This window comes from Stenotrophomonas sp. S39 (assembly GCF_016624665.1).
In the GTDB taxonomy this organism is placed as follows: Bacteria; Pseudomonadota; Gammaproteobacteria; order Xanthomonadales; family Xanthomonadaceae; genus Stenotrophomonas.
This window is the reverse complement of sequence record NZ_JACVTT010000052.1, coordinates 1-23,642: the sequence shown is the minus strand read 5'-3', so window position 1 is coordinate 23,642 and position 23,642 is coordinate 1. Positions and strand designations below refer to the sequence as shown.

Genomic DNA, 23,642 nt, shown 5'->3' with positions numbered 1-23,642 from the left:
ACCATCAGCAGCAGGACACCCACCAGAGCAGAACGCCATTCCGACAGGTCGCGACAAACTGTCGAAGGCGGGGTGGGTTTTACGGCGTCCCCCTCAACCGGACCCACCCCGCCATCCCACGGAATGCAGGCTTTTGAAGTTGAGGTTGCTTGCCAGCGGCCGGCACTACCGCAGGTGCAGGGCTGCAAGCCCTGCAAAAAAAACATCACCTCACGGGAAAATCGTACGCGGTGCCGGCATCCGGTTCCGGCTGCAGCGTGTAGTGCCACCACTCCTGCGGGTAGTTGGCAAACCCTCGCCGCGCCATCGCCCGCAGCAACCGCTGCCGGTTCCCGCGCTGCGCCGCCGTCAGCCCCGCCGCGTCGGTATGCGCGCGCACGCCGAAGAAATCGAAATCCGTGCCCATGTCCATCACCACGCACGCACCGGCCCGGCAATCCAGCAGCCCCAGGTCCACCGTCGCGCCCCGGCTGTGGCCCGAGCGCTCGGCGATGTAGCCATCGACCAGCAGCCGCGGCTTGTCCAGGCCCGGGTACTGCAGCGCCTTGCGCGACTGCTCATCCGGATCCTTCACCCAGGCCATGAAAGCCTGCACCGAACGCACCGGGCGATAGCAGTCGTAGAGGCGCAGCGCATAGCCCTCGGCGCGCAGGTCACCTTCCACTGCGGCCAGTGCCTTCGCCACCGGGTCCAGCAGGTAACACGAGGGCGCCTCGTAACCCGGCACGCGGGCGCCGGTGAAGTTGTTGCGGCCGGCGTAACGGATGTCCATCTCGATCTGCGGGGCCAGCGTGCGGATCTCCAGTAGCCCGGCGCTGAGCGCATCGGTGGCCGGCGAGATGCGTGGTGGCTCAGCGGCGTGCGTGCTGCCCGCCAGGGCAATCGCCAATCCGAGTGAAATGCAGGTCCTGGAAGTCATAACTGAAGTCGATGTCCGGATCGAGGGCGCGCAGCTGCAGCGTGGGCTGGTCACCGTCACCGGGCTGCAGCCATGCCTGCGCGGATGCCTCCAGCGTATCCCAGTGCAACCGCCACCGGCGTCCTTGCTGCATCACGGTCGCAGCCAGTTTCGGCGAGCGCAGCACCTCGAACCGCAGCGTGCCCGCAACCGGGCACAGCGTGGCCTCGCCCAGCCAGGGATCACGGTAGCGCCCCTGCTGCGCCTGCAGCGCGCCGGCACCGGCGGGCGCGATCGGATCGAGATACTCATCAACGTGGCCGATCACATCGGTCCGGCTTCGCTCATCGGCCAACGCCTGCAGATAGCCCAGCGCCGTCTGGCCCTCGGCAGGGGCGGTGAAGCGCTTCAGCACCGACTGCATCAGCACCGTGCGTGCATCCTCGCCCTCGCCGTTCATCAGCATCACCACGCCCACCCTGCGGTCCGGCAGCAGGCCCAGCGAGGAATACATGCCCGACAGCGTGCCGGTGTGCGCCACCTTCCACTGCCCGTCCATGTCCGAAACACGCCAGCCGTAGCCGTAACCCATGAAGTGCGCGTTGTCCCAGCGGCGCTGGCGCTCGCCCAGCGGCATCGGCATGTGCAGGGTCCACAGCGTGCGCCGCTGGTCGCTGCCCAGCCAGCCGGGCACCAGCGCGGGGTCCAGCAGCACCTGCATCCAGCGCGTCATGTCGCGCAGCGAGCAACGGATGCCACCGGCGGCCATCGACGTCAGGTCGGGACTGGTCGCGCCATCGGCGTTGATCACCACGTTGCGGCCCTTGCGCCAGGTATGTGGCTGGGCGACGTTGCCCACGCGCTTCACCGACCACGCGCCCACCTGGCAGCGGTCCATGCCGAGCGGTTCGAATACCTGCTCGCGCAGCAACTGGTCATAGGGTCTGCCGCCAGCGGCGGCCGCCACTTCACCGGCCACCACGTACATCAGGTTGTCGTAGGCGTAGCCGCTGCGGAAGCTGCTGACCGGCTTCAGGTGGGCCAGGCCGGCGATGATGTCCGCGCGGGTATAGGCGTTGGGCTCGGGCCACAGCATCAGGTCGCCGGCGCCCAGGCCAAGGCCACTGTTGTGGATGAGCAGGTCACGCACCTGCATGTGCTCGCCCACCCAGGGGTCATGCATGGTGAAGCCGGGCAGGTGCTTGCGCACCGGGTCATCCCAGCGCAGCCGGCCCTGCTCCACCAGGCGCGCCAGCAGCGCGGCGGTCATCGCCTTGCTGTTGGACGCGATCTTGAACAGCGTGTCTTCGTCGATGCGGCCGCCATCACCGCGCGCGCCTTCGGCGTGCTGGTAGACCACCTTTCCCTGCTCGACCACGGCCATGGCCAGCCCGGGCAGATGCTCGTGCTGGACCACGGCGGCGACATCGGCATCGAGGGCGGCGGTGGCCGCCGGTTCCGCCGCCACCGCCGGGAACACCATCGCCGCAGTCATGCATACGTAGAGTCGAGCTTGCTCGACTGAGCGACGTCCAACAACCCGCGAAAAACAGTCGAGCAAGCTCGACTCTACCGGGCTGCCGGCGCCCCGCGAAGAGCAGTCGAGCAAGCTCGACTCTACCGGGCTGCCGGTCAGAAGTTCCACGTCACCACCAGCTGCGTGTAGCGCGGCGCCTGCCAGCGGGTGCCCGTGGCGAAGGTGGCTTCGCGGTACTGGCCCGGCTGCGCTTCATAGCGCTGGTGCACGTTGATGGTCTTCTGGTTGTTGGTCAGGTTGTACACCGACAGGCGGGCGCTGAGATCGATGCCCTCCACCGGCAGGCGCCAGGTCACGTTGGCCCCCATCGTCCAGGTCCACGGCAGGCGACCGAACGCGCCGCGCGGGCTGTACTCGAACTGGCGCTGGTCGTACGGCCCGGAGCAGTTGGCCACGCACAGCCAGCCGGTGCCGCCGCCACTGCCTTCGCTGGAGGTGCTGCCGCCGGCGATGGTGTCGTTCGGCCACATCACGCCATAGGCGGTGATCGGGCCACCGGACTGCACCTGCAGCGTGGTGCCGAACGACCACTGCTTGTTCAGCGCATAGGCCGCGCGCAGCTTGATCTGGTGGCGGAAGTCGTTGAACAGCACGCCATAGCGCTCATTGGTGGCCGGGTGGTCCCAGTACTGCACCATGCCGGTGTCGCCGTAGTTGGTATCGGAGTTCACCGGGCCTTCGAAGTTGCCATCGCTGCGCGACCACAGGTAGGAGGCGTTGAGCATCCACTTCTCGTCCCAGGCGCGATCAATCTGGAATTCCAGGCCCTTGTAGGTGCGCTTGGGCTTGGAATAGCCGATGACCTCGCCGCTGCCGCCCTTGCGGTAGCCGCTGTTGGCGGTGTCGATGGTGATCCAGCCTTCGGTGGCGCAGCCGATGCTCTGGTCGCCCCACAGGGTCAGGCTCTCGCCGGGGTTGCCGATCGGCCACAGCGTGCTCGGCGTTGGGCCGCACGGGGTGTAGTTGATGCGGATGTCATCCAGCGCGCGGGTCATGCGCCGGTAGGTAGCGTTGACGCCCCACGACCAGGCGGCGTTGATCATGCTCTGGAAGCCAAGGATGTACTCGTCCTGGTAGACCGCCTTCAGGTCGCGGTCCACGCTCTGCCGCAGGTCGGCGCCACCGGTATTCATGCGGGTGTCGGTCGGCCCGATCTGCGCGCCGATGATCGGTGCCATGTACGCCGAACCGGTCGGCGAGGTCTTCTGCTCCCAGCCTTCCAGCACGTAGTAGCTGTACTCGTCGGTGAGGCCACCGGCGAAGTTGACGTTGATGTTGTTGGTGACCGGCAGGTAGTAGCGGCCCGCGTTGCCGAACAGCTTGGTGCTGCCATCGCCGCGCATGTCCCACGAGAAGCCCAGGCGCGGGGCGAACAGGTCGTCCATCTTGATGAACGCCTTGCCCTCGGCGGTGCGGTTCTCGAAACGGTCCCAGCGGATGCCCAGGTTGAGCATCAGGTTCGGGGTGATGTTCCAGATGTCTTCCAGGTAGAAGGCGTTGGCCTCGGTCTCGAACTTCCCGCCCGACTGGCGGTTGCGCGCACGCAGCATCTCGGTGACGCCGGCCGGCACAAAGGCGTTGGCACCGTCCCACACTTCATCGCCGGGCCGCGCCACATAGGCGGTGTAGCTCAGCGCACTCGGCCCGGGGTAGCGGGTGGACTGGTCAGTGGTCATCAGCTCGCGGTCGAGGCCGAAGCGCAGCAGGTGGTCGCCCAGCTGCCATTCGAAATCCAGGCGCGCCACATCGCGGGTGTCATCGCGCTCGGCCACGGCCGTGCCGGTGGGATGGCAGCCCGGACGCAGGCCCTGCAGCTTGCCCAGGCGCGGGCCGTAGGTGCTGTCGGTGAACACCGGGCTGCAGGCCTGGTCCAGCGACGAGTTGGTGAAGGCGCGCTGGTTGTTCTGGCCGACCATGGCGCGGGCGGTGAAGTTCTGCCCGAAGTGGCCGGTATAGGTGGCCGACCAGTTGCGGCCGCCGGTTTCGGTGATGGAATCACCGCCCCAGGCGCCGATCCGGTCGTCATCCCAGTCGTAGCCGTAGGACGCGTTGGTGACATCGCCCTCATCGGAGAACGCCAGCAGCGCCAGGCTGTGGTTGTCGTTGATGTTCCAGTCCAGCTTGGTGCCCCAGAAGCCGTTGCCGGAATTGTTCTTGAACCAGGTGCTGCCATCGGACGAGGTGTTGTGGCCGCGGTCGTCGCGGTCTTCGTACATGGCGAACAGGAACAGCGTGTCCTTGATGATCGGGCCCGAGCCCCAGACATTGGTCTTCAGGAACGAGTTGTTGTCACGGCTGCCATAGGAATGGGCGGTGCCGTCGCGATGGAAGTGGTCGCGTCCACTGGAGCGCCCGGCGCTGGGCTCAACGGTCACTTCCACGCCGCCCTCGAATTCGTTGCTGCCCGAGCGCGTCACCGCGTTGATGACGCCGCCGGTGGAGCGGCCGAACTCGACCGAGTAACCCCCGGTCTTGACCTGGAATTCGTTGAAGAAGGCAAACGGCGCGGTACTGAAGCCGCGCCGGGTGTACATGTCGGTGACGTTGAGGCCGTTGATGAACACCGCGTTCTCGGCCACCGATGAACCGGCAAAGGACAGGCCGCCGAACGAGGAGTTTCCGCCCACCACGCCCGGCGCCATCAGCGCCACGGCGGACAGATCCTGCGCCACCGGCAGCCGCGAGATTTCCTGGCGGTTGATGTTGAACGACGTTTCGGTGGAATAGACGTCCACGCGGTTGACCACGCGCGTGCCGGTCACCTGCAGGGCATCGAGGTTGGTCACGCCGCCGGCGCTGGCCAGGTTGACGGTGGTGGTGCCGCCCACCGCCACGCTGACGGCGACCTGGTCACCCAGGTTCTGGCCCTCGCGGCTGAGCTGCAGCTGGTAGTCGCCTACCGGCAGCTGGCCAAGGCGGTAGCTGCCATCGGCGCCGACGGTGACGGTGCGGGTCAGCCCGGTGCTGCTGCTGACCACGGTGACCTGGTCACCGGCCGTCGCCCGGCCGGCCACTGCGCCGCTCACGTTCTGCGCCATCGCCATGCCGGGCAGCATGATGCCCAGACACGCCCCGAGGGCGACGCACAACGCCGCCCGCTTGATGCTGTAAGCCTTCATCCCCTGCTCTCTCCTGCAAGAATTGAATGGTGTGGTGGTGGAGGTATCGCGCTAGCGTTGCCCGGCCGGCAGTACCCGCCACTGGAGGTCATAGCCCCATTGGTCGAAGTACAGATTGCCGCCCGCCCACTCGGCCTCGCCGCGCTGCGAGTCGACCGTTTCCGAGCGGTAATGCTGTTTGGCCGGCACGAACGGCTGGCCGAAATCATCGTTGAAGGCGATGCGGTAGCCATCGAGGCCACCCAGGTAGAAGTCGCGCAGCGCCGGCGTTTCGCTCGCCAGCGCGCCGGTGGTCACGTCCATCGGCAGCCATCCATACGGCGCCAGGTAGACCGCCCCCCAATCGTGCAGGTTGTTGTAGCCGCTGCCGTCGTCGGAGAACACCATGCCCGACTGCCAGCGTGCGGGAATGCCGTTCATGCGCAGCAGCGCGATCAGCAGCAGGGTCTGCTGCCCGCAGTCGGCATGGCCGGCGCGCAGGGCATGATCGCTGAGGTTGCTGAGAGTGGAGTATTCGCGGGCACCCGCCCACGGGATGCTGTCGACCGCGGCGTACAGCCTGCGCACCACTTCATACGGGCGCGTCTCGCCCTGCAGCACCTGCTCGGAAAACAGCTTGAGTGCCGGGGTGAAGCGCACATGCGGCAGCTGCTCGGCGAGGAACGGTTGCAGCGCCGGGTCGGCCGGCGTGGGCTGCACCTTGGCTGGATCGATCGAGGTATGCCGCGCGTAGAGGGTGACCGCGTAACGCACCTCGAAGTGTGTTGGCTGCCCCGCCACCGCCCGGGCTTCCATATTGGCGGTGCGCTGCAGGGTGCTGGCCGGGGCCACGCGCGCCTTGCCCGGCGTGCTGCCCAGCCATTGCACGCGTTCCTGCTGGCCGGGAATTTCGCGCGGGTACGGAATCCACGCGCGGATGGTTTCACCGGCCGGCACTGCATCGGCCTTCACCGTGAGCGACTGGGTAAAGGCAATGCGCTGCGGCAGCACCGAGGCCTGGCCCTGCTGCGCGGCGGCCGCAACCACGCGCGCGTGGTGCGCGTTGAGCACTTCGTTCGGGCCCGGCGCTGGCATCGGCGCATCGGCGCGGCGGCGGGCGCGCGCTTCATCGCTGAGCAGGAACAGGTTGGACGGCGCACGCTTGAAGTACCAGCGGGTGCCGTCGATATCCAGATGCTCGATCAGGCCCAGCTGATCCCAGCGCGCGAACTCGGCATCGCTCAGGTCGGGAATCCAGCGGCGTACGGCGGTTTTCGCTGCGGCTTCGTCCAGGCTGAAGTCCAGGCGGATGCGGCGCATGCGTTCGCGCTGGTAGGCCGCCGTGGCGGGCAGGTCGCCGCGCGCCAGCAGATCTTCAGCGTCCGCGAAGTGGCCACTGTCGACCAGATCGACCAGTCGCGTTTCGCCCGCTGCCTGTCTCCCGGCCTCCTGTGCGCCTGCCACCCACGGCCACAGCAGCAGCGCGGCACACAGGCCGGCGGCGGCAGGCAGACGCGGTTTGCGAACGGCGGGATCCACAGCGACACTTCCCCAGCGCGGGTGGTAACGGCTGTGTAACACGGGCCGGATAGAGGGTCAATTATTTATTCTTGCTTTCGTGGATGAAAGGAATAAATATTCCAAAGCAGTCCGCCAACAACCGGAGCCCGTGCGGGATGGAACAGACTAACCTGCGTTGCCCCCAGTGCAGCGCGACGTTCGTACCGGATGCCGCAGGCCTTGCGTTGCTGCAGCAGTCCCGCGCCAAAGGCATGCGCCTGGTGATGATCGAATGCACCCGCTGCGGCAGCCATGGCGATTTCGATCCGCAGACCGGTGAGCGCCCGCCGGCCAGTACAGCCGACGCGACACCGGCCATCCCCTGCCCGGAACCCGGCTGCGATGGCCTGGTCAGTCATGTTGAAACCCTGCGCCCACCGATCTGGGGCTGCGGCCACTGCGGCACGGTCTGGGCCGACCGCGCTGCACTGGATGCGCAGATCGCCCAGCAGGCACCGGCGACGCCGTAGAAGCCGGCGCGGGACGCCCGCCACATGTTCCAATGGATTCGATAGGGAGCGTTGCGCATGAATCGATCGATCGCTGCACCCCGGCACTGGCCGCGCCGCTTCACCCTGGCCCTGTGCCTGCTGGCCGCACCGGCCTTTGCGCAGGCACCCCGCGCACCGGATCCCGGCGCGCCGCTGCCGTATGTGATCGGCCTGCACGAGGCCTACCTGACCCCGCAGTACTGGGCCGCGCGGCTGGACAACGCCGATACCCCGATCCTCGACCGCACGCAGATCAATGCGCAGAACGCGCGCATGCGCAGCCAGGACGCGCACATCCAGGACATCGCCGCCCTGCCCGCGCAGCTGACCGCCGCGCAGGTGCGCGCCAGCATCAGCGCGCTGTCGGCCTGGCCGACGCGGCCCCTGTACGACGACCAGGGCCAGCCCATCGCGGCAGCGCTGCGCGCGTCGATCGAGGCCAACCTCGGCGTGGCGGCCATCGCCGCACAGGTAGCGCCGCAGTACGGCCTGGTGGTGAAGCGCGCGGCATTGCGCACCTTCCCGACCCGCCAGCGCGTCTTCAGTACTGCGGGTGATACCGATATCGACCGCTTCCAGGAATCGGCGCTGTTCCCCGGTGACAAGGTGGCCGTGGTCCACCGCAGCGCCGATGGCCGCTGGCTGTTCGTGCACAGCGAACGCTACAGCGCGTGGATCGAAGCCGAGTCGGTAGCCACCGGCGAGAAAGCCAGCGTGCTCGGCTACGGCGCGCAGGGTCCCTACCGCATCGTGACCGGCGCAGTGGCGCACACCGCGTTCACTCCGGAGGAGCCGCGCGTGTCGCGCCTGCAGCTGGACATGGGCGTGCGCCTGCCGGTGCTGGCCGACTGGCCCGCCGCCACCCCGGTCAACGGCCAGCAGGCACATGCCGCCTGGGTGGTGCAGCTGCCGGTACGCGAGGCCGATGGCCAGCTGAAGCTGGTGCCCGCGCTGCTGCCGCGTTCGCAGGACACTGCCGGCGAGTACCTGGCGCTGACCCCGCGCCTGCTGCTGCAGCAGGCCTTCAAGTTCCTCGGCGAACGCTACGGCTGGGGCCACGACTACGACACCCGCGACTGCAGCGGGTTCGTGTCCGAGATCTACCGCAGCTTCGGCGTGCTGCTGCCGCGCAATACCAGTGCCCAGGCCGTCAGCCCGGCGCTGGACCGCCTGCCGTTCACCGAAAAGGCCGGCAAGGCCGCGCGCGACCGCGCCGTGAGCGCGCTGCAGGTGGGCGACCTGGTCTACATCCCCGGCCACGTGATGATGGCCATCGGCCACGTCGACGGCCGCACCTGGGTCATCCACGATACGGCCGGCGGCAGCTGGTCCGGTGCCGACGGCACGCGCGTGCAGGCCCACCTCAATGGTGTCTCGGTCACCCCGCTGGAGCCGATGATGGCCAGCGATACTGTCCGCTACATCGACCGCATCACCAACATCCAGCGCCTGCGGGCGAAGACTGCCGAATGAAGATCACCGCCATCGAACTGGGCATGCTGCGCGTGCCGCTGAAAACACCGTTCAAGACCGCCCTGCGCACGGTGGAAACCGTGGAAGACGTGGTGGTGCTGATCCGCACCGACACCGGCAACACCGGCTACGGCGAAGCACCGGCCACCGCGGTCATCACCGGCGATACGCACGGCTCGATCATCGAGGCGATCCGCCACTTCATCGCCCCGCGCCTGGTCGGCCAGGACGTGGTGAACCTCAACCACCTGTGCACGCTGGTGCAGACCGCCATGGAGCGCAACACCAGCGCCAAGGCGGCGGTGGAGATCGCCCTGTACGACCTGTGGGCGCAGCTGCATGGCGCGCCGCTGTACCAGATGCTGGGCGGTGGTGATCCGGTCATCACCACCGACATCACCATCAGCGTGGACTACATCGACAAGATGGTGGCCGATTCGCTGTCGGCCATCGAGCGCGGCTTCGAGTCGCTGAAGATCAAGGTGGGCAAGGACATCGGCCTGGACATCGAGCGGGTCAAGGCCATCCATGCCGCTGTGCAGGGCCGTGCGCTGCTGCGCCTGGACGCCAACCAGGGCTGGACCGCCAAGCAGGCCGTGCATGCCATGCGCACGCTGGAGGAAGCCGGCGTGGTGCTGGAACTGCTGGAGCAGCCGGTGAAGGCCGCCGACATCAGCGGCCTGAAGTACGTGACCGATCGGGTCAACACGCCGGTGATGGCCGACGAAAGCGTGTTCAGCCCGAGCCAGGTGATGGACCTGATCCAGCAGCGCGCGGCCGACATCATCAACATCAAGCTGATGAAGACCGGCGGGCTGTCCAACGCGATCCGCATTGCCGACATCGCCGGCATCTACGGCGTGCCGTGCATGATCGGCTGCATGATCGAATCGAGCATCAGCGTGGCGGCCGCAGTACACCTGGCCGTGGCCAAGAGCGATGTGATCACCAAGGTCGACCTCGATGGCCCCTCGCTGGGCCAGTTCGACCCGGTCAGCGGCGGTGTACATTTCAACGAGTCGGAGATCAGCATCAGCGACGTACCGGGGCTGGGCATCACCGAAGTGCGTGGGCTGGAGATGCTGGGTTGATCCGCGCAGTCGAGCATGGCTCGACTCTACAAGGGCCGCGCCCCGGTAGATCCACGCCATGCGTGGATGCACTTGCTTCTGCTCCACCCCGTAACCCCTTCGCGGCTGGCACGCGCGCGACCCAGCGCATAATCCGCTCTACGCTGCCAACCGCAACGCAATTGCAGACCCCCGGACGCCCCGCATGCCGCCCCTGCTGAAAATCCGAACCGAGCGCGGGCAGATGTCGGCCATCGAACGCCGCATCGCCGATTTCATCCTCGACAACGCCCACCTGCTGCGCGACTACTCCTCGCAGCAGCTGGCCAGCGCGCTGGGCATCAGCCAGTCCAGCGTGGTCAAGTTCAGCCAGAAGCTGGGCTTCAAGGGCTACCCGGACCTGAAGTATTCCATCGGCCAGGACGTGGCCCGCGCCGGTGCCGACCCGCAGCAGGCCCCCAGCGAACCGGACAACGGCGATCACTACCTGCGCCTGGGCGATGCCCTCCGCCGCAGCAAGGCCCAGGCCGAGGAGGAAACCCGCCAGGCCAACCCGCGCGAGGAGATCGAACGCATCGTGCAGCTGCTGGACGGCGCGCCGAAGCTGTTCGTGTACGGGCTGGGCGATGACGGCCTGTTCGCGCGCGAGTTCGCCATGCGGCTGTCGCTGCTCGGCCTGCTGGTGGTACCGCACACCGATCCGGTCCTGCTGCTGGCCAACCTGTCGGCCGCGCGCCCCCGCGATGCCCTGCTGGTGTTCTCCGAGTACGGCAATCTGCCGCAGCTCTCGCAGCTGTCGCGGCAGTTCCAGAACATGGGCGGCAAGGTGGTGTCGATCACCCGCCACACCGCCAACCCACTGCGCGCGCACGCCGATGCATCACTGGTCGTGTGTGCCTACGACCGCACGCCGCAGGTGGCGCAGCTGCTGTACCGTAGCGCCATGCATGCCCTGCTCGATTTCCTGTTCGTGCTGCTCTGCCACGCCAATCCAGATCGCCAGCGGCAACTGGCGGTAAACCTGGAACGCATTGACCACCTGCTCGATTCCTGACCGGAGCGCCTGCTGATGAAGCCGCTGTCCCGCCTTGTCACCGCTGCGCTGCTGCTGGCCGCGTCGCTGTCCCTCCACGCTGCGCCGCTGGATGGCGCGCGGCAGTTGATCGTGGTCACCAGCGAGGGCTGGGACAGCACCCAGGGCCAGCTGCAGGCGTTCGTGCGCGACGGCAAGGGCTGGCGCGCACAGGGCACGGCCTTCCCGGTGGCGCTGGGCCGCAGTGGCAGCGCCTGGGGCCTGGGCCTGCACCCGGCACAGGGCGACGGCCCGCAGAAGCAGGAAGGCGATGGCCGCAGCCCGGCCGGTGTGTTCGCGCTGGGCAGTGCGTTCGGGTATGCCGGCACGCGCCCGGGTACCGCGATGGCGTACCAGCCGATGCTCGACAGCAGCTACTGCATGGATGTGCCGGCCTCGCCGTTCTACAACCGCATCGTCGATGCGGCCAAGGTCGGCCGCGCCGCCGTGGAAGGCTCCACCGAGCCGATGCGGCTGGACCTGCACGACAAGGGCGACGTGCGCTACCAGGAAGGCTTCGTGATCGCGCACAACCCGCAGAACCAGCCCGGCAAGGGCAGCTGCATCTTCGCCCACCTGTGGCGCCAGCCCGGTGAGGCCACCGCCGGCTGCACGGCCATGCCGCAGGCACGCATGCAGGCGCTGCTGGACTGGCTGCGGCCGCAGGACACGCCGCGCTTCGTGCTGTTGCCGCGCGCCGAGTACACGCGCCTGCAGGCGCAGTGGCAGCTGCCCGCGCTCGCCGGAGCCAGCCAGTGAGCGCGCAGGACGAACCGCAGCTGCAACGTGCGGTCAGCCGCTGGCAGATCGTCGGCCTGTCCATCAACGATGTGGTCGGCAGCGGCATCTACCTGCTGCCCGCCGCCACCGTCGCCCTGCTCGGCCCCTTCAGCCTGTGGGGCGTGGTCGCCGCCGGCATCGTCGTGGCCCTGCTGGTGCTGTGCTACGCGCAGGCCGCCAGCTACTTCGATGAACCCGGCGGCAGCTACCTGTACGCGCGCGAAGCGTTCGGCCGCTTCGCCGGTTTCGAGATCGGCTGGATGATCTGGCTGACCCGCATCAGTTCGGCCGCGGCGCTCAGCAATGCACTGGCCGATGCCGTCGCGCGGTTCTGGCCGTGGGCCGGTGCCGGCATGGGCCGCATCGCGGTCATCGTGCTCTCGCTGGGCTTCCTCACCGGGGTCAACATCATCGGCGTGCGCTCGGCGGCGCGTACCGGCATCGTGCTGGTCATCGGCAAGATGCTGCCGCTGCTGCTGTTCGTGACCATCGGCGCGTTCTACATCGACCCGAAGCTGGCGTTCTCCGGCCAGCGCCCGGACCCGCACGACCTGCAGCGCATGGGCGAAGCCGCGTTGCTGCTGCTGTACGCCTACGCCGGTTTCGAGAACATCCCGGCCGCCGCCGGTGAATACCGCAACCCGCGCCGCGACATCCCGTTCGCGCTGATCACCATGATCGTCACCGTCACGGTCATCTACGGCGCGGTACAGCTGGTGGCGCAGGGCACGCTGGCCGGCCTGGCCAGTTCGGCCACGCCCCTGGCCGATGCCGCCGCCGGTTTCGGTGGCGAGGCGCTGGCGCTGATCCTCACCGTCGGCGCGACCATCTCCATCCTCGGCACCAACAGCAACACGATGATGATGGGCCCGCGCTTCCTGTTCGCCCTCGCCCGCGATGGCTACGGCCCGAAGGTGCTGGCGCAGGTACATCCGCGCTTCCGCACGCCGGCCGCGGCGATCTTCTGCCAGGGACTGATCGCGCTGGGCCTGGCCCTGACCGGCTCGTTCGTGCAGCTGGCCCTGCTGTCGATGACCACGCGCCTGTTTGCCTACATCGGTACGGCGGCGGCGGTGCTGGTGCTGGCCAAGCGCTATGCCGACCGGCCCGGCGCGTTGAAGCTGCCCGGCGGTCCGCTCATTCCGGTGCTGGCACTGCTGCTGTGCGTGGCGCTGTTCGCCAGTGCCAGCTGGCAGAACATCGCCGCTGCGCTGGTCGCCTTCGCCATCGGTGCGGTGATCTACCTGCTGCCGCGCAAGGCCGACGCGACCTGATCTTCACGCAACCGGCCCGGGCGGTTAACCGCCGCACGGGCACCATCAGGCTTCGTCCACCACGGAGCCCGACCGATGAGCCCCGATTACCAGATTCCCGGCCGCGTGCCGGATGACAGCACCCCGCGCGAAACCATTTCCGACTACTGGCGCGACCGCTACAGCGCCGAGCCCTATTACGACGCCAGCCTGCTGTTCGATGACTACGAGCCCGCCTACCAGGTCGGCCATGCGGCGCGCTTCCACGAGACCCGCGCCGACCAGGTGATCCGCGCCTACGAAGAAGTGGAGCGTGAGCTGGAATCGCGCTGGGCCAGCGATCGTGGCCGCAGCCGCCTGGAGTGGGAACAGGCCCGCGCGGCAGTGCGCCGTGGCTGGGATGAGGCGAACACGGTGGACCCGCGCCTGGGGCGCCTGGGCTGACACGCCGCGCCACTGTAGAGCCGAGCCCATGCTCGGCTGCGTCTACCTTTGCGGCCTGAGCCGAGCGTGGGCTCGGCTCTACAATTCCAGCATGAGCCGAGCATGGGCTCGGCTCTACGGAACTGCGGTCAGTCCTGTTCCGGCAGCGGCGGCATGGCCACCTTGCGCGCCGGTTCACCGCCATTGGCGGCAATCAGGTCGCGGGTGTTCTTCTGCACCGCCACCGCACCAAACAGCGACAGCGCGAACGCCATTCCATAGAAGCCCTTCTCGCTCAGCGCCAGCGTCGCGTTCCACAGGCCGACCAGCAGCAACAGCAGCGAGGCCAGCAGGGCAAACCAGCACAGCGCGTAGTAGAGGCCACTGACCGGAATGTCTTCCACCCGGTCGCGCACGCTCTTCTGCAGCGACACCGCCGCGAACAGGCCGAACAGCAGCAGGGTCAGGTAGTAGCCCTTCTCGTTCAGGGCCATCTCGGCATTGAACAGGCCGATCAGGTAGGCCACCGCGCCCAGCAGCAGGGCCACCCAGGAGGCGGCGATGAACGCGGGCGAAGGCTTGGAGACGACGGTCGGATGCATTGCGGTTCCTTGGCGGGCAACGGGCACGCTTTGCCCGGATGGCCCACCGTAGTCGATCAGCCGCGCGCCGCACAGGGGGGCAGCAGGACCTTTGGACCACGCCCCGTGCAACCGCAGTGGTGTACAACGGGGCTTGGCCATCCGCATCCCCACCCTGGAGATACCCATGACCCCTCTTTCACACCGTGCGCCCCTGCTGCTCGCCATGGGCCTGCTGCCCATCCTCGCCACCACCGCCTGCAGTGCCGCCGGTCCAGACACGACAACCGCTGCGCAGGCCGCGCCTGCAGCGACCAGCACCGACCAGCGCCCGTTCACCGCCGCCGAGGTCAGCCGCTTCGACCAGCCGTGGGCGATGACCTTCCTGCCCGATGGCAGCCTGCTGGTCACCGAAAAGCGCGGCAAGCTGCAGCACCTGGACCTGGCCAGCGGCCAGAAGCATGAGATCACCGGTGTGCCGAAGGTCGCCTACGGCGGTCAGGGCGGCTTCGGCGATGTCATCCTGCATCCCGACTTCGCCCGCAACAACGTGGTGTATGTCAGCTACGCCGAAGAAGGCACGCTCGATACCCGCGGCGCCGCCGTGGCGCGTGCCACCCTGGCCCTGAACGCCGATGGCGGCGGTGCGCTGAAGGATCTGAAGGTGATCTGGCGGCAGACGCCCAAGGTCAGCGGCCAGGGCCACTACGGCCACCGCCTCGCCTTCGGCCCGGACGGCAAGCTGTGGATCAGTTCCAGCGAGCGGCAGAAGTTCGATCCGGCCCAGGACATGAGCGGCAACCTCGGCAAGATCATCCGCCTCAATGACGATGGCAGCGTGCCGGCGGACAATCCGTTCGCCTCGCAGGGCGGCGTCGCCGCCCAGGTCTGGTCGCTGGGCCATCGCAACGTGCTGGGCATCGCCTTCGACGCCAACGGCAAGCTGTGGGCGCAGGAAATGGGCCCGGCCGGCGGCGACGAACTGAACCTGATCCAGCGCGGTGCCAACTATGGCTACCCGATCGTCTCCAACGGCGACCACTACGATGGCCGCCCGATTCCCGACCACGATACCCGTCCGGAATTCGCCGCACCGAAGGTCACCTGGAACCCGGTGATCTCGCCGGCCGGCCTGATGTTCTACAACGGCACCCTGTTCCCGCAGTGGAAGGGCAGCGCCTTCATCGGCGGCCTGTCGTCCACCTCGCTGGTGCGGGTGGCGTTCGATGGCGAGAACGCCCGCGAAGCCGAACGCTTCAACATGGGCGAGCGCATCCGCGAAGTGGAACAGGGCCCCGATGGCGCGCTGTGGCTGCTGGAAGACGGCAGCAAGGCCCGCCTGCTGAAGCTCACCCCGAAGGCCTGACGCCGGTTGTGCCGGCCGCTGGCCGGCATCGCCCATACCAAACGGCCCCGCATCATGCGGGGCCGTTCGCGTTTACTGGATGGTGCCGACCTTCACCTCGGTGCGGGCGCAGGCCTTGTCCAGGCACTCGCCGGTCAGCCATACCTGGCCATCGCCGATCATCACGCCCTGCTGGTTGACGAAGACCTTGCTGAACTCCTGCCCGGACATCGCCTTGACCACCGCCGGGGTGATGATCTTTTCGTAGTTGCGCTGGAACTCGCCCGGGCCGGTGATCTTCTTGCCACCGGCGATGTTCAGCGGAAAGCGCACTTCCTCCACCACGGCAGCACGGTCGCCGCCGACCACGGCGGTCTTGAATGCGTTGAACACCTTCTCGTACTGCGCGGCATCGCCCAGCACGCTGTCGATGCGTGCGCGCGCATCGCCTTCATCGGCGGCGGCAGCGGGCGCCGGGGTTTCGCTGGCGTGCTCGGCCGCAGCCTGCGGCGCAGCGGCCGGGTCAGGCGTGGTGCTCGCCGCGGCTTCGGCCGGCGTGGAGCCGGTCATCGGTGGCGGTGCATCCGCCGCGGGCTCGGCCGGCGGTGCCGGCTGCGAACAGGCGGCCAGCAGCAGGGCCGGAATCAGGAAAGCAATCTTGCGCATGCGCGGGCTCCATCGAATGAATGCCCCGATGGTAGCGCCGGGCCATGCCCGGCGTGTTTGCCATGGGTGAGGACGCCGGGCATGGCCCGGCGCCTCACTGCCAGTAGATCCACGCCATGCGTGGATGCTCCACCGGTGGTTCCGGCCGGTGCGGTCAGGCCTTCAGCAGCTCGAACTGCACCGCTTCGCCAGCGGCCGACGAGGCGCACACCCACACGTCGAACTGGCCCGGCTCGGCACGCAGCACGCCGTCGCGGCCGGTGAATGCCAGCTGCTCGCGGGTCAGAGTGAAGTTCACATCGATCGACTCGCCCGGCTGCAGGGCGACCTTGCGGAAGTCCTTCAGCTCGCGCACCGGCCGCACGCGGCTGGCCACGCGGTCGTGGATGTACAGCTGCACCACTTCCTCACCGGCCACGGCGCTGGTGTTGGTCAGCGTGGTGGTCACGGTCAGGGTGTCGTCCCAGCCCAGCTGGGCCGCGCTCAGCTGCGGCACGCCGTAGGCGAAGGTCGCGTAGCCGATGCCGTGGCCGAACGGGTACAGCGGCTCGTTCGGAATCTCGCGCCAGCGCGCCTTGAACTCCGACATGGTCGGCAGTTCCGGGCGGCCGGTACGCGGGTGGTTGTAGAAGTACGGCTGCTGGCCGGACACCTGCGGGAAGCTGACCGGCAGGCGGCCGGACGGGCTGTAATCGCCAAACAGCACATCGGCCACGGCATGGCCGGTCTGCGTGCCCAGGTACCAGGTGACCGCCACGGCATGCGCGTTGCGCACCGCGCCCTGCAGGGCCAGCGCGCGACCGTTGCGCAGCAACACCACCAGCGGCTTGCCGGTCATCGCCACGGCCTCGGCCAGCGCCTGCTGTGCCGGCGGCAGGGTGATTTCCACGCGCGACTGCGCTTCGCCGCTGTAACGCTGCGGTTCGCCCAGTGCCAGCACCACCACGTCGGCGCGCAGTGCAGCGGCCACGGCCGCTTCGGTGCCACCCGGAATCGCCGCTTCCAGCTCGCTGCCCGGCACGACTTCCAGCAGCGCTTCATCGCCGATGGCCGCGCGCACGCCGGTTTCCAGATCCACATAGCGCTGCTTGTCGCCGAACAGGGTCCAGCAGCCTTCGATGTTCTCGCGGTCCTGCACGAACGGGCCGATCAGGGCGATCTTCTGCCCGGTCTTCTGCAGCGGCAGCACGTTGTCGCGGTTGTTCAGCAGCACGATCGAGCGGCGCGCGGCATCACGCGACAGCTCGTCATGGGCAGCGATGTGCGAGGTGTCCGCTTCGCGCGCCGGGTCCAGCGAGCGGTACGGGTCGTCGAACAGGCCGATGGTTTCCTTCAGCCACAGGATGCGGCGCACGCCTTCATCCAGCACGGCCATCGGCACGTCGCCGCTCTCGACCAGGCCCGGCAGGTGTTCGGCATAGAAGCCGCTCTGCATGCTCAGGTCCAGGCCGGCGGTGAAGGCCTTGGCGGTGGCGTCGCGGTCGTCGGCGGCATAACCGTGCGCGACCAGCTCCATGTCGGCGGTGTAATCGGAGATCACCACGCCCGGGAACTTCCACTCACCGCGCAGGATGTCGGTCAGCAGTTCGGCGTTGGCGCTGGCCGGCACGCCGTTGATGTCGTTGAACGAGGACATCACGGTGATCGCGCCGGCGTCGAACGCGGCCTTGAACGGCGGCAGGTGCACGTCGCGCAGGGTCTGCGGCGAGATGTCCACCATGTTGTATTCCATGCCGGCCATCACCGCGCCATAGGCGGCGAAGTGCTTGGGCGTAGCCAGCAGCGAATCGGCCGCGCGCAGGTCGCCGCCCTGGAAACCGCGCACGCGGGCAGCAGCAAAGGCGCAGCCCAGCACCACGTCCTCACCGGCACCTTCGGCGCCACGGCCCCAGCGCTGGTCGCGGGCGATGTCCACCGCCGGTGCGTAGGTCCAGTGCAGGCCGGCGGCGGTCGCCTCGACGGCGGTGGCACGGGCGGTGCGCTCGGCCAGGTCCGGCTCGAAGCTGGCAGCTTCGCCCAGCGGGATCGGGAACACGGTACGCATGCCGTGGATGACGTCGGCGGCCAGGATGACCGGGATGCCCAGGCGGCTTTCCTCGGTGGCGACCTGCTGGATTCGGCGGCCCAGCTCGGCGCCCACGCCGTTGAACAGCGAGCCGACCTTGCCTTCGCGCACCTGCTGCAGCACCTGGTCGGCGTTGCGCACGTTGGCTTCCGGGTTCACGTCCGGGGCAAACGGGCGGACCATGTCCGCGAAGACACCCAGCTGGCCGACCTTTTCCTCGACGGTCATCTGGGCAATGAGGGATTCGATGCGATCGGAGGCCACCAGCTGTCCTTATGAAAACGTTTACAAGCCCGGCATTCTAGCGTTCCCGGGCCATTTGGCGAGAGGTTTCGTCATTCAGTTTCGTGCGCCCGCCCACAGTCTGGGCGGCCCATACGGGGGCGGACGCGAGGGTGGAGCTTACTCCGACCCGGCCAGTGAGCGCTGCCCCGCCATCAACATGGCGTCGCTGGAGGCCTGGAACACCCGCAGGCCAAAGGCCGGAAGGATCGCCAGCAGGTGGTCGAAAATGTCCGACTGCACCCCTTCGTAAACCGCCCAGGCGGTGCTGCGGGTGAAGCAGTAGACCTCCAGCGGCAGGCCCTCGGTGGTGGGCTGCATCTGCCGCACCAGCAGGGTCATGTCGGTATGGACGCCCGGGTGGCTGCGCAGATAGCGCTCCACGTAGGCGCGGAAGGTGCCCAGGTTGGTCACCCGGCGGCTGTTCACCTCGGCCACGCCCTGCTCGCGCAGGCGCCCGTTCCACTGCTCCAGCTCCTGCGCCTTGTCGCGCAGGTAATCGCCCAGCAGCGCGAACTGGCCCAGGCGCTGCAGTTCTTCCGTGCCCAGGAAGCCGACGCTGTGCTGGTCCAGGTACAGCGCGCGCTTGATCCGGCGGCCGCCGGCCTCCTGCATGCCGCGCCAGTTCTTGAACGACTCGGTCACCAGCTTCTTGGTCGGGATGGTGGTGATGGTCTTGTCGAAGTTCTGCACGGTGATGGTGTGCAGGGCGATGTCGATGACATCACCGTCGGCGTTCTGGCTGGGCATCTCGATCCAGTCGCCCAGGCGCACGCGGCCATCGCCACTGATCTGCACGCTGGCCACCAGCGACAGGATGGTGTCCTGGAAGATCAGCATCAGCACCGCGGTGGCCGCGCCCAGGCCGGTTACCAGCGGGCCGATCTTCACCCCCAGCAGGGTGGCGACGATGGACAGGCCGGCGGCCACGAACACCACGATCTTGACCACCTGCAGGTAGCCCTTGATCGGCTTGTTGCGGGCATCGGGCTTGCGCTCGTACAGGCTGTTGACGGCATCCAGCGCGTGCGAGAACGCCAGCGACACGGTCAGCACCGCCCACACGATGCACAGCTTGATGATGACGTTGACCAGGCCAGGCGGCAGGTCGGGGATGAGGGCGATGCCCGAGGCGATCACCTGGCTGGGCACCACGTTGGAGAGCCGCGCGATCACCCGCATCAGGTGGCTGCCGCGCCCGGATTCCGCGCCGGGCAGGCGCTGCAGCAAGCGCCGCAGGCCGCGCACCAGGATGCGCTTGGTCACCCAGTTGGCCAGGCCGGCGGCGACCAGCAGCGCCGTGATCATCAACGCCAGGTAGGCGCCGGGATAGGGTTCCAGTGTGTTCTGCAGCTTGTCCAGCCACTGTACCGCCACCACCGCATCCACCATCGGTTGTCTCCTTCTTTAGTGCTGTTGGGGTTGCCGGCCAGCGGCCGGCACTACCGGGTCAGTCGCGCGAGCGCTCGATGATCACGCCTACCGCGCGCGCGCCGCGCACCGCACCGGGCTTGCTCAGCTTCAGGCGCAGCCACTTCACGTCGAACTCGTCCAGTACGATCTGCGCGCAGCGCTCGGCCAAGGTCTCGACCAGGCCGAATTCCGATTCGCGCACGAACTGCTCCAGGCGCTTGCTCACCGCCTTGTAGTTCAGGGTGTGGGCGATGTCGTCCGATGCCGCCGGACGGCGGTTGTCGAAGCCCATTTCCAGGTCGAACACCAGGTCCTGCCGGATCCGCCGTTCCCAGTCGTAGATGCCGATCAGGGCGTCGATCGTCAGCCCTTCGATGAAAACCTTGTCCATTGCGGATACCAGCTGGATACAGGCGGCCATGGTAACGGCACGACGGTGAGCCTGCCCGGAACGGGCGGCGGCGTGGGTGCGGCGGGAAAAACAAAGGGCCCCGCTAGCAGGGCCCTTTGGTACTACCGTTTGTCCCCGGGGGGAGCTGTTGAACAGCCGCGAGTCCCGGTGGTGCAGTATTTGGAACTGAAGCAGGTCAGGCCAGCTGATCAAGAGGCGATCACGACTACGCCCGAGCCTCAAAAGACAAAGGGCCCTGCTAGCGGGGCCCTTTGGTACCTCTCAACGTCCCCAGGGGAAGCTGGAATCCAGCCGCGAGTCCCGGAGCACACGCCGCAAGGTTAGGAGCGCCTCCCAGACCCGTCAATTGGCAAATGCGTCACGGCAGACGACCGGGTGGAAAACCGAGCCGATCCACGAAAAAAGACTGACATTCATGATGCCGTTTTCTGATGTTCCTGCCTCGATCCCAAGGTCAAGCTGAAACCACGTTCCCTGGGAGTGAGTTGATGAAGGAAAGCAGGATCCTGCAGGCAGCGCTATCACGACAAAGATGGTCGACCTACGAGCGCATCGCTGCTCGTTGCGTAGCCGATCCGGCCACGCTCTATGCCTGGAACATGCAGATGTGTGCTGCTCTCCTGCCACCGTTGCACATCTGCGAGGTCGTGATCCGCAATGCAGCCGCTACGGCTCTGGTGCATCGTTATGGTCGATGCTGGCCCTGGCATCCAGCGCTGCTGCGCAGCCTTCCTGCCGAAGGCGCGCTTGCCTCGCTATGCGATGTCCACGGCAGCGCCGGAGCTCCGACGGACGTACCGGAGGTCATCGCCAAACTGCGATTCGGCTTCTGGCAACAGTTGTTCGCTCGACGGTTCGAGCATTCGATCTGGGCCGGGACCATGAGCCTGGCGCTGCCACACGCACCCTCGGCGCCGCTGTCCGTCCTGCGTCGGTCCATCCATGCCGACCTCGACCGCATCCGCCACCTGCGCAACCGCATCGCCCACCACGAACCCATCCTCGAGCACGACATCGGTGCCGATCTGGCCGCGATCGGGCGGCTGATCCATGCGCGCTGCCCGCATACCCTGGGGTGGCTGCAGCGCCATGAACGGGCGACGACGGTGCTGGCGGCATCGCCGTTGGCGGGGCGCCCGTGATGCGTCCGCCGGGCGCGGCCCGGCGCTACCGGTTCAAACCGCCGGCAGGGTCGCCATGTCCCAGCGCGGGGTGACTTCCACCTTCGGCGGGTTGTGCTGGCCGGCCTGCAGGCGCAACGCGCCAGCGAAGGCGATCATCGCGCCGTTGTCGGTGCACAGCGCCGGGCGCGGGAAGCAGGCGCGGCCGCCCAGGCGTTCGGCCATCTGCTGCAGGCGTGCGCGCAGGCGCTTGTTCGCACCCACGCCGCCCGCCACCACGATCACGTTGGTGCCCGCCGCTTCCAGCGCGCGTTCGCTCTTGATGGACAGGGTCTCCACCACCGCGTCCTCAAAGCCACGGGCGATGTCGGCGCGGGTCTGTTCGCTCTGGTCGCTGTCGCGCCAGGCCATCAGGACCTGGGTCTTCAGGCCGGAGAAGCTGAAATCCAGCCCCGGGCGGTCGGTCATCGGCCGCGCGAAGCGGTAGGCGCCCGGCGTGCCCTGCTCGGCCAGCCTGGCCAGCTGCGGGCCGCCCGGGTAAGGCAGGCCCATCAGCTTGGCGGTCTTGTCGAAGGCCTCGCCGGCCGCATCGTCCAGGGTCTCGCCCAGCAGGCGGTACTGGCCGATGGCGTCCACCGCCACCAGCTGGGTGTGGCCGCCGGATACCAGCAGGGCCACGAACGGGGCTTCCGGCGGGTCGTCTTCCATCAGCGGCGCCAGCAGGTGGCCTTCCATATGGTGTACGCCCACTGCCGGTACCTCCAGCGCCCAGGCCAGCGAACGGGCCACGCCCGCGCCAACCAGCAGGGCACCCACCAGGCCGGGGCCGGCCGTATAGGCCACCCCGTCGATGTCGCCCACGCCCAGGCCGGCCTCAGCCAGGGTCTGGCGCACCAGCGGCAGCAGCTTGCGGACGTGGTCGCGGCTGGCCAGCTCGGGCACCACACCGCCGTACTCGGCGTGCAGCGCGATCTGGCTATAGACCGCATGGGCGCGCAGGGCCGCGCTGCCGGCCAGGTCGGTGTCATACACCGCCACGCCGGTCTCATCACAGGAAGATTCGATGCCAAGGACTCGCATGCCTGCTATTATGACGCCCCTGCCGCCCCCTCGGGGGACGTGCAGATCCCACTGCTTTCGAACCCCGGCCCGCATTCAGGGTTGGACGCTTGCAGTTTGTTGATTCGCCGCTATAATGTGCGGCTCGCCGGGCGTGACCCGGTTCTACTGTGTCCCGGAGATTCCATGCCCAGCGTCAAAGTCCGCGAGAACGAGCCCTTCGAGTTTGCTCTTCGCCGCTTCAAGCGCACTTGCGAAAAGGCCGGTGTGCTGGCCGAAACCCGCAAGCGCGAGTTCTACGAAAAGCCGACCCAGGAGCGCAAGCGCAAGGCCGCCGCTGCTGTGAAGCGTCAGCTGCGCCGCTCGTCGCGCGACGTCACCAAGCGTCAGCGCCTGTACTGATCGGACGCATCTTCATTGCGACGGGCTTGCCTGTCGCAGTGGAGCCGAAGCCGGCACGCGCAAGCGTCGCCGGCTTTTTGCGTTTCCGGGTTCGGGCATCCGCCCCTGCCCCACCACCACCACGAGGTTCCTCATGAGCATGAAGCAGCAGCTCACCGACGACATGAAGGCCGCCATGAAGGCGGGCGAAAAGCACAAGCTGGGCGTGATCCGCCTGATCAACGCCGCCATCAAGCAGAAGGAAGTGGACGAGCGTGTCGAGCTGGATGACACCGCCGTCATCGCCGTGCTGGACAAGATGGTCAAGCAGCGCAAGGACTCGGTCACCCAGTTCGTGGCTGCCAGCCGTGAAGACCTGGCCGAGATCGAGCGCGCCGAGATCGTGGTGATCGAAGCCTACCTGCCGGCCAAGATGGGCGAAGCCGAGATCGTGGCCGCCATCCAGGCCGCCATTGCCGAGACCGGTGCCACCGGCGCGGCCGACATGGGCAAGCTGATGGGCGCACTGAAGCCCAAGCTGGCCGGCCAGGCCGACATGGGCCTGGTGTCCAAGCTGGTCAAGCAGCAGCTGTCGTAATCCAGCGTTTCATCCGGTAGCGGGGGGGGGGGGGGGGGGGGGGGGGGGGGGGGGGGGGGGGGGG

Annotated in this window: 21 protein-coding genes; 11 read left to right on the top strand and 10 right to left on the bottom strand. The window is 67.8% G+C overall.

The annotated features are described in order from the left end of the window. Positions 1-205: 205 nt before the first annotated feature. The 4 genes from IAE41_RS13990 to IAE41_RS13975 form a co-directional block, all read right to left on the bottom strand. Positions 206-919, bottom strand: a complete 714-nt coding sequence (locus tag IAE41_RS13990) for a M15 family metallopeptidase (protein WP_200733530.1) — start codon at positions 917-919, stop codon at positions 206-208. Further along, entirely contained in the window at positions 852-2,393 is a 1,542-nt protein-coding gene (locus IAE41_RS13985; RefSeq protein WP_200733529.1) for a serine hydrolase domain-containing protein, read from the bottom strand. Before IAE41_RS13985 ends, IAE41_RS13990 begins: the two co-directional genes overlap by 68 nt. 137 nt (positions 2,394-2,530) lie before the next feature. Further along, positions 2,531-5,554, bottom strand: coding sequence for a TonB-dependent receptor (locus IAE41_RS13980; RefSeq protein WP_200733528.1), 3,024 nt, complete (start codon positions 5,552-5,554; stop codon positions 2,531-2,533). Positions 5,555-5,605: 51 nt separating this feature from the next. After that, complete coding sequence (locus IAE41_RS13975) at positions 5,606-7,072, bottom strand: transglutaminase-like domain-containing protein (protein WP_200733527.1); 1,467 nt, start codon at positions 7,070-7,072, stop codon at positions 5,606-5,608. A 137-nt stretch (positions 7,073-7,209) separates the two neighbouring features. Here IAE41_RS13975 and IAE41_RS13970 point away from each other — a divergent pair, with 137 nt between their 5' ends. The 7 genes from IAE41_RS13970 (at position 7,210) to IAE41_RS13940 (ending at position 13,676) form a co-directional block, all read left to right on the top strand. Beyond that, positions 7,210-7,563: a hypothetical protein gene (locus tag IAE41_RS13970; RefSeq protein ID WP_200733526.1), complete on the top strand. Its 354-nt coding sequence runs from the start codon at positions 7,210-7,212 to the stop codon at positions 7,561-7,563. 57 nt (positions 7,564-7,620) lie between these two features. Further along, the gene (locus IAE41_RS13965; RefSeq protein ID WP_200733525.1) at positions 7,621-9,057 is read left to right on the top strand and encodes an SH3 domain-containing protein; all 1,437 of its coding nucleotides are present in this window, start codon (positions 7,621-7,623) and stop codon (positions 9,055-9,057) included. Then, positions 9,054-10,148, top strand: a complete 1,095-nt coding sequence (locus tag IAE41_RS13960; RefSeq protein WP_108758616.1) for a dipeptide epimerase — start codon at positions 9,054-9,056, stop codon at positions 10,146-10,148. The genes IAE41_RS13965 and IAE41_RS13960 overlap by 4 nt, the downstream gene beginning before the upstream one ends. Before the next feature lie 184 nt (positions 10,149-10,332). After that, positions 10,333-11,181, top strand: a complete 849-nt coding sequence (locus IAE41_RS13955) for a MurR/RpiR family transcriptional regulator (protein WP_108745785.1) — start codon at positions 10,333-10,335, stop codon at positions 11,179-11,181. 15 nt (positions 11,182-11,196) lie between these two features. Further along, entirely contained in the window at positions 11,197-11,958 is a 762-nt protein-coding gene (locus IAE41_RS13950; RefSeq protein ID WP_200733524.1) for a L,D-transpeptidase family protein, read from the top strand. Continuing rightward, a complete protein-coding gene (locus tag IAE41_RS13945; RefSeq protein WP_200733523.1) occupies positions 11,955-13,253 on the top strand; it encodes an amino acid permease in 1,299 nt (432 codons plus the stop codon). Before IAE41_RS13950 ends, IAE41_RS13945 begins: the two co-directional genes overlap by 4 nt. Positions 13,254-13,328: 75 nt before the next feature. Further along, entirely contained in the window at positions 13,329-13,676 is a 348-nt protein-coding gene (locus IAE41_RS13940) for a hypothetical protein (protein WP_079220385.1), read from the top strand. A 128-nt stretch (positions 13,677-13,804) separates the two neighbouring features. On the opposite strand, the gene yiaA is transcribed toward IAE41_RS13940, so the two are convergent. After that, the gene (yiaA, locus tag IAE41_RS13935; RefSeq protein ID WP_108758612.1) at positions 13,805-14,257 is read right to left on the bottom strand and encodes an inner membrane protein YiaA; all 453 of its coding nucleotides are present in this window, start codon (positions 14,255-14,257) and stop codon (positions 13,805-13,807) included. Positions 14,258-14,423: 166 nt separating this feature from the next. Here yiaA and IAE41_RS13930 point away from each other — a divergent pair, with 166 nt between their 5' ends. Continuing rightward, positions 14,424-15,602, top strand: a complete 1,179-nt coding sequence (locus tag IAE41_RS13930) for a PQQ-dependent sugar dehydrogenase (RefSeq protein WP_200733522.1) — start codon at positions 14,424-14,426, stop codon at positions 15,600-15,602. Between the two features lie 72 nt (positions 15,603-15,674). Here IAE41_RS13930 and IAE41_RS13925 read toward each other — a convergent pair whose 3' ends face one another. The 4 genes from IAE41_RS13925 to folB form a co-directional block, all read right to left on the bottom strand. Continuing rightward, positions 15,675-16,247, bottom strand: a complete 573-nt coding sequence (locus IAE41_RS13925) for a hypothetical protein (protein WP_200733521.1) — start codon at positions 16,245-16,247, stop codon at positions 15,675-15,677. Between the two features lie 154 nt (positions 16,248-16,401). Then, the gene (locus tag IAE41_RS13920; RefSeq protein ID WP_200733520.1) at positions 16,402-18,576 is read right to left on the bottom strand and encodes a glycoside hydrolase family 3 N-terminal domain-containing protein; all 2,175 of its coding nucleotides are present in this window, start codon (positions 18,574-18,576) and stop codon (positions 16,402-16,404) included. Between the two features lie 138 nt (positions 18,577-18,714). Continuing rightward, positions 18,715-19,986 (bottom strand): mechanosensitive ion channel domain-containing protein, encoded by a 1,272-nt coding sequence (locus IAE41_RS13915; protein ID WP_200733519.1) that lies wholly within the window; start codon positions 19,984-19,986, stop codon positions 18,715-18,717. A gap of 58 nt (positions 19,987-20,044) precedes the next feature. Continuing rightward, a complete protein-coding gene (gene folB / locus IAE41_RS13910; RefSeq protein ID WP_025878255.1) occupies positions 20,045-20,398 on the bottom strand; it encodes a dihydroneopterin aldolase in 354 nt (117 codons plus the stop codon). 509 nt (positions 20,399-20,907) lie between these two features. Between folB and IAE41_RS13905 the strand changes: the two genes are divergently transcribed. Continuing rightward, a complete protein-coding gene (locus IAE41_RS13905; RefSeq protein ID WP_200733518.1) occupies positions 20,908-21,561 on the top strand; it encodes a hypothetical protein in 654 nt (217 codons plus the stop codon). A gap of 33 nt (positions 21,562-21,594) precedes the next feature. Here the strand turns inward: IAE41_RS13905 and tsaD are convergent, their stop codons facing one another. Beyond that, on the bottom strand, positions 21,595-22,620 hold the full coding sequence (gene tsaD, locus IAE41_RS13900) for a tRNA (adenosine(37)-N6)-threonylcarbamoyltransferase complex transferase subunit TsaD (protein ID WP_200733517.1): 1,026 nt from the start codon (positions 22,618-22,620) through the stop codon (positions 21,595-21,597). A gap of 165 nt (positions 22,621-22,785) precedes the next feature. Here tsaD and rpsU point away from each other — a divergent pair, with 165 nt between their 5' ends. Together rpsU and IAE41_RS13890 are read left to right on the top strand one after the other, a co-directional pair. Continuing rightward, complete coding sequence (gene rpsU / locus IAE41_RS13895) at positions 22,786-23,001, top strand: 30S ribosomal protein S21 (protein WP_002808376.1); 216 nt, start codon at positions 22,786-22,788, stop codon at positions 22,999-23,001. Positions 23,002-23,134: 133 nt separating this feature from the next. After that, positions 23,135-23,578: a GatB/YqeY domain-containing protein gene (locus tag IAE41_RS13890; RefSeq protein WP_079225055.1), complete on the top strand. Its 444-nt coding sequence runs from the start codon at positions 23,135-23,137 to the stop codon at positions 23,576-23,578. The last annotated feature ends 64 nt before the right edge of the window (positions 23,579-23,642 follow it).

Coding starts and splice junctions, on each gene's coding strand:
- IAE41_RS13990 (WP_200733530.1), bottom strand. CDS start 919: ATGACTTCCAGGACCTGCATTTCACTCGGATTGGCGATTGCCCTGGCG.
- IAE41_RS13985 (WP_200733529.1), bottom strand. CDS start 2,393: ATGACTGCGGCGATGGTGTTCCCGGCGGTGGCGGCGGAACCGGCGGCC.
- IAE41_RS13980 (WP_200733528.1), bottom strand. CDS start 5,554: ATGAAGGCTTACAGCATCAAGCGGGCGGCGTTGTGCGTCGCCCTCGGG.
- IAE41_RS13970 (WP_200733526.1), top strand. CDS start 7,210: ATGGAACAGACTAACCTGCGTTGCCCCCAGTGCAGCGCGACGTTCGTA.
- IAE41_RS13965 (WP_200733525.1), top strand. CDS start 7,621: ATGAATCGATCGATCGCTGCACCCCGGCACTGGCCGCGCCGCTTCACC.
- IAE41_RS13960 (WP_108758616.1), top strand. CDS start 9,054: ATGAAGATCACCGCCATCGAACTGGGCATGCTGCGCGTGCCGCTGAAA.
- IAE41_RS13955 (WP_108745785.1), top strand. CDS start 10,333: ATGCCGCCCCTGCTGAAAATCCGAACCGAGCGCGGGCAGATGTCGGCC.
- IAE41_RS13950 (WP_200733524.1), top strand. CDS start 11,197: ATGAAGCCGCTGTCCCGCCTTGTCACCGCTGCGCTGCTGCTGGCCGCG.
- IAE41_RS13940 (WP_079220385.1), top strand. CDS start 13,329: ATGAGCCCCGATTACCAGATTCCCGGCCGCGTGCCGGATGACAGCACC.
- yiaA (WP_108758612.1), bottom strand. CDS start 14,257: ATGCATCCGACCGTCGTCTCCAAGCCTTCGCCCGCGTTCATCGCCGCC.
- IAE41_RS13930 (WP_200733522.1), top strand. CDS start 14,424: ATGACCCCTCTTTCACACCGTGCGCCCCTGCTGCTCGCCATGGGCCTG.
- IAE41_RS13925 (WP_200733521.1), bottom strand. CDS start 16,247: ATGCGCAAGATTGCTTTCCTGATTCCGGCCCTGCTGCTGGCCGCCTGT.
- IAE41_RS13915 (WP_200733519.1), bottom strand. CDS start 19,986: ATGGTGGATGCGGTGGTGGCGGTACAGTGGCTGGACAAGCTGCAGAAC.
- folB (WP_025878255.1), bottom strand. CDS start 20,398: ATGGACAAGGTTTTCATCGAAGGGCTGACGATCGACGCCCTGATCGGC.
- IAE41_RS13905 (WP_200733518.1), top strand. CDS start 20,908: ATGAAGGAAAGCAGGATCCTGCAGGCAGCGCTATCACGACAAAGATGG.
- tsaD (WP_200733517.1), bottom strand. CDS start 22,620: ATGCGAGTCCTTGGCATCGAATCTTCCTGTGATGAGACCGGCGTGGCG.
- rpsU (WP_002808376.1), top strand. CDS start 22,786: ATGCCCAGCGTCAAAGTCCGCGAGAACGAGCCCTTCGAGTTTGCTCTT.
- IAE41_RS13890 (WP_079225055.1), top strand. CDS start 23,135: ATGAGCATGAAGCAGCAGCTCACCGACGACATGAAGGCCGCCATGAAG.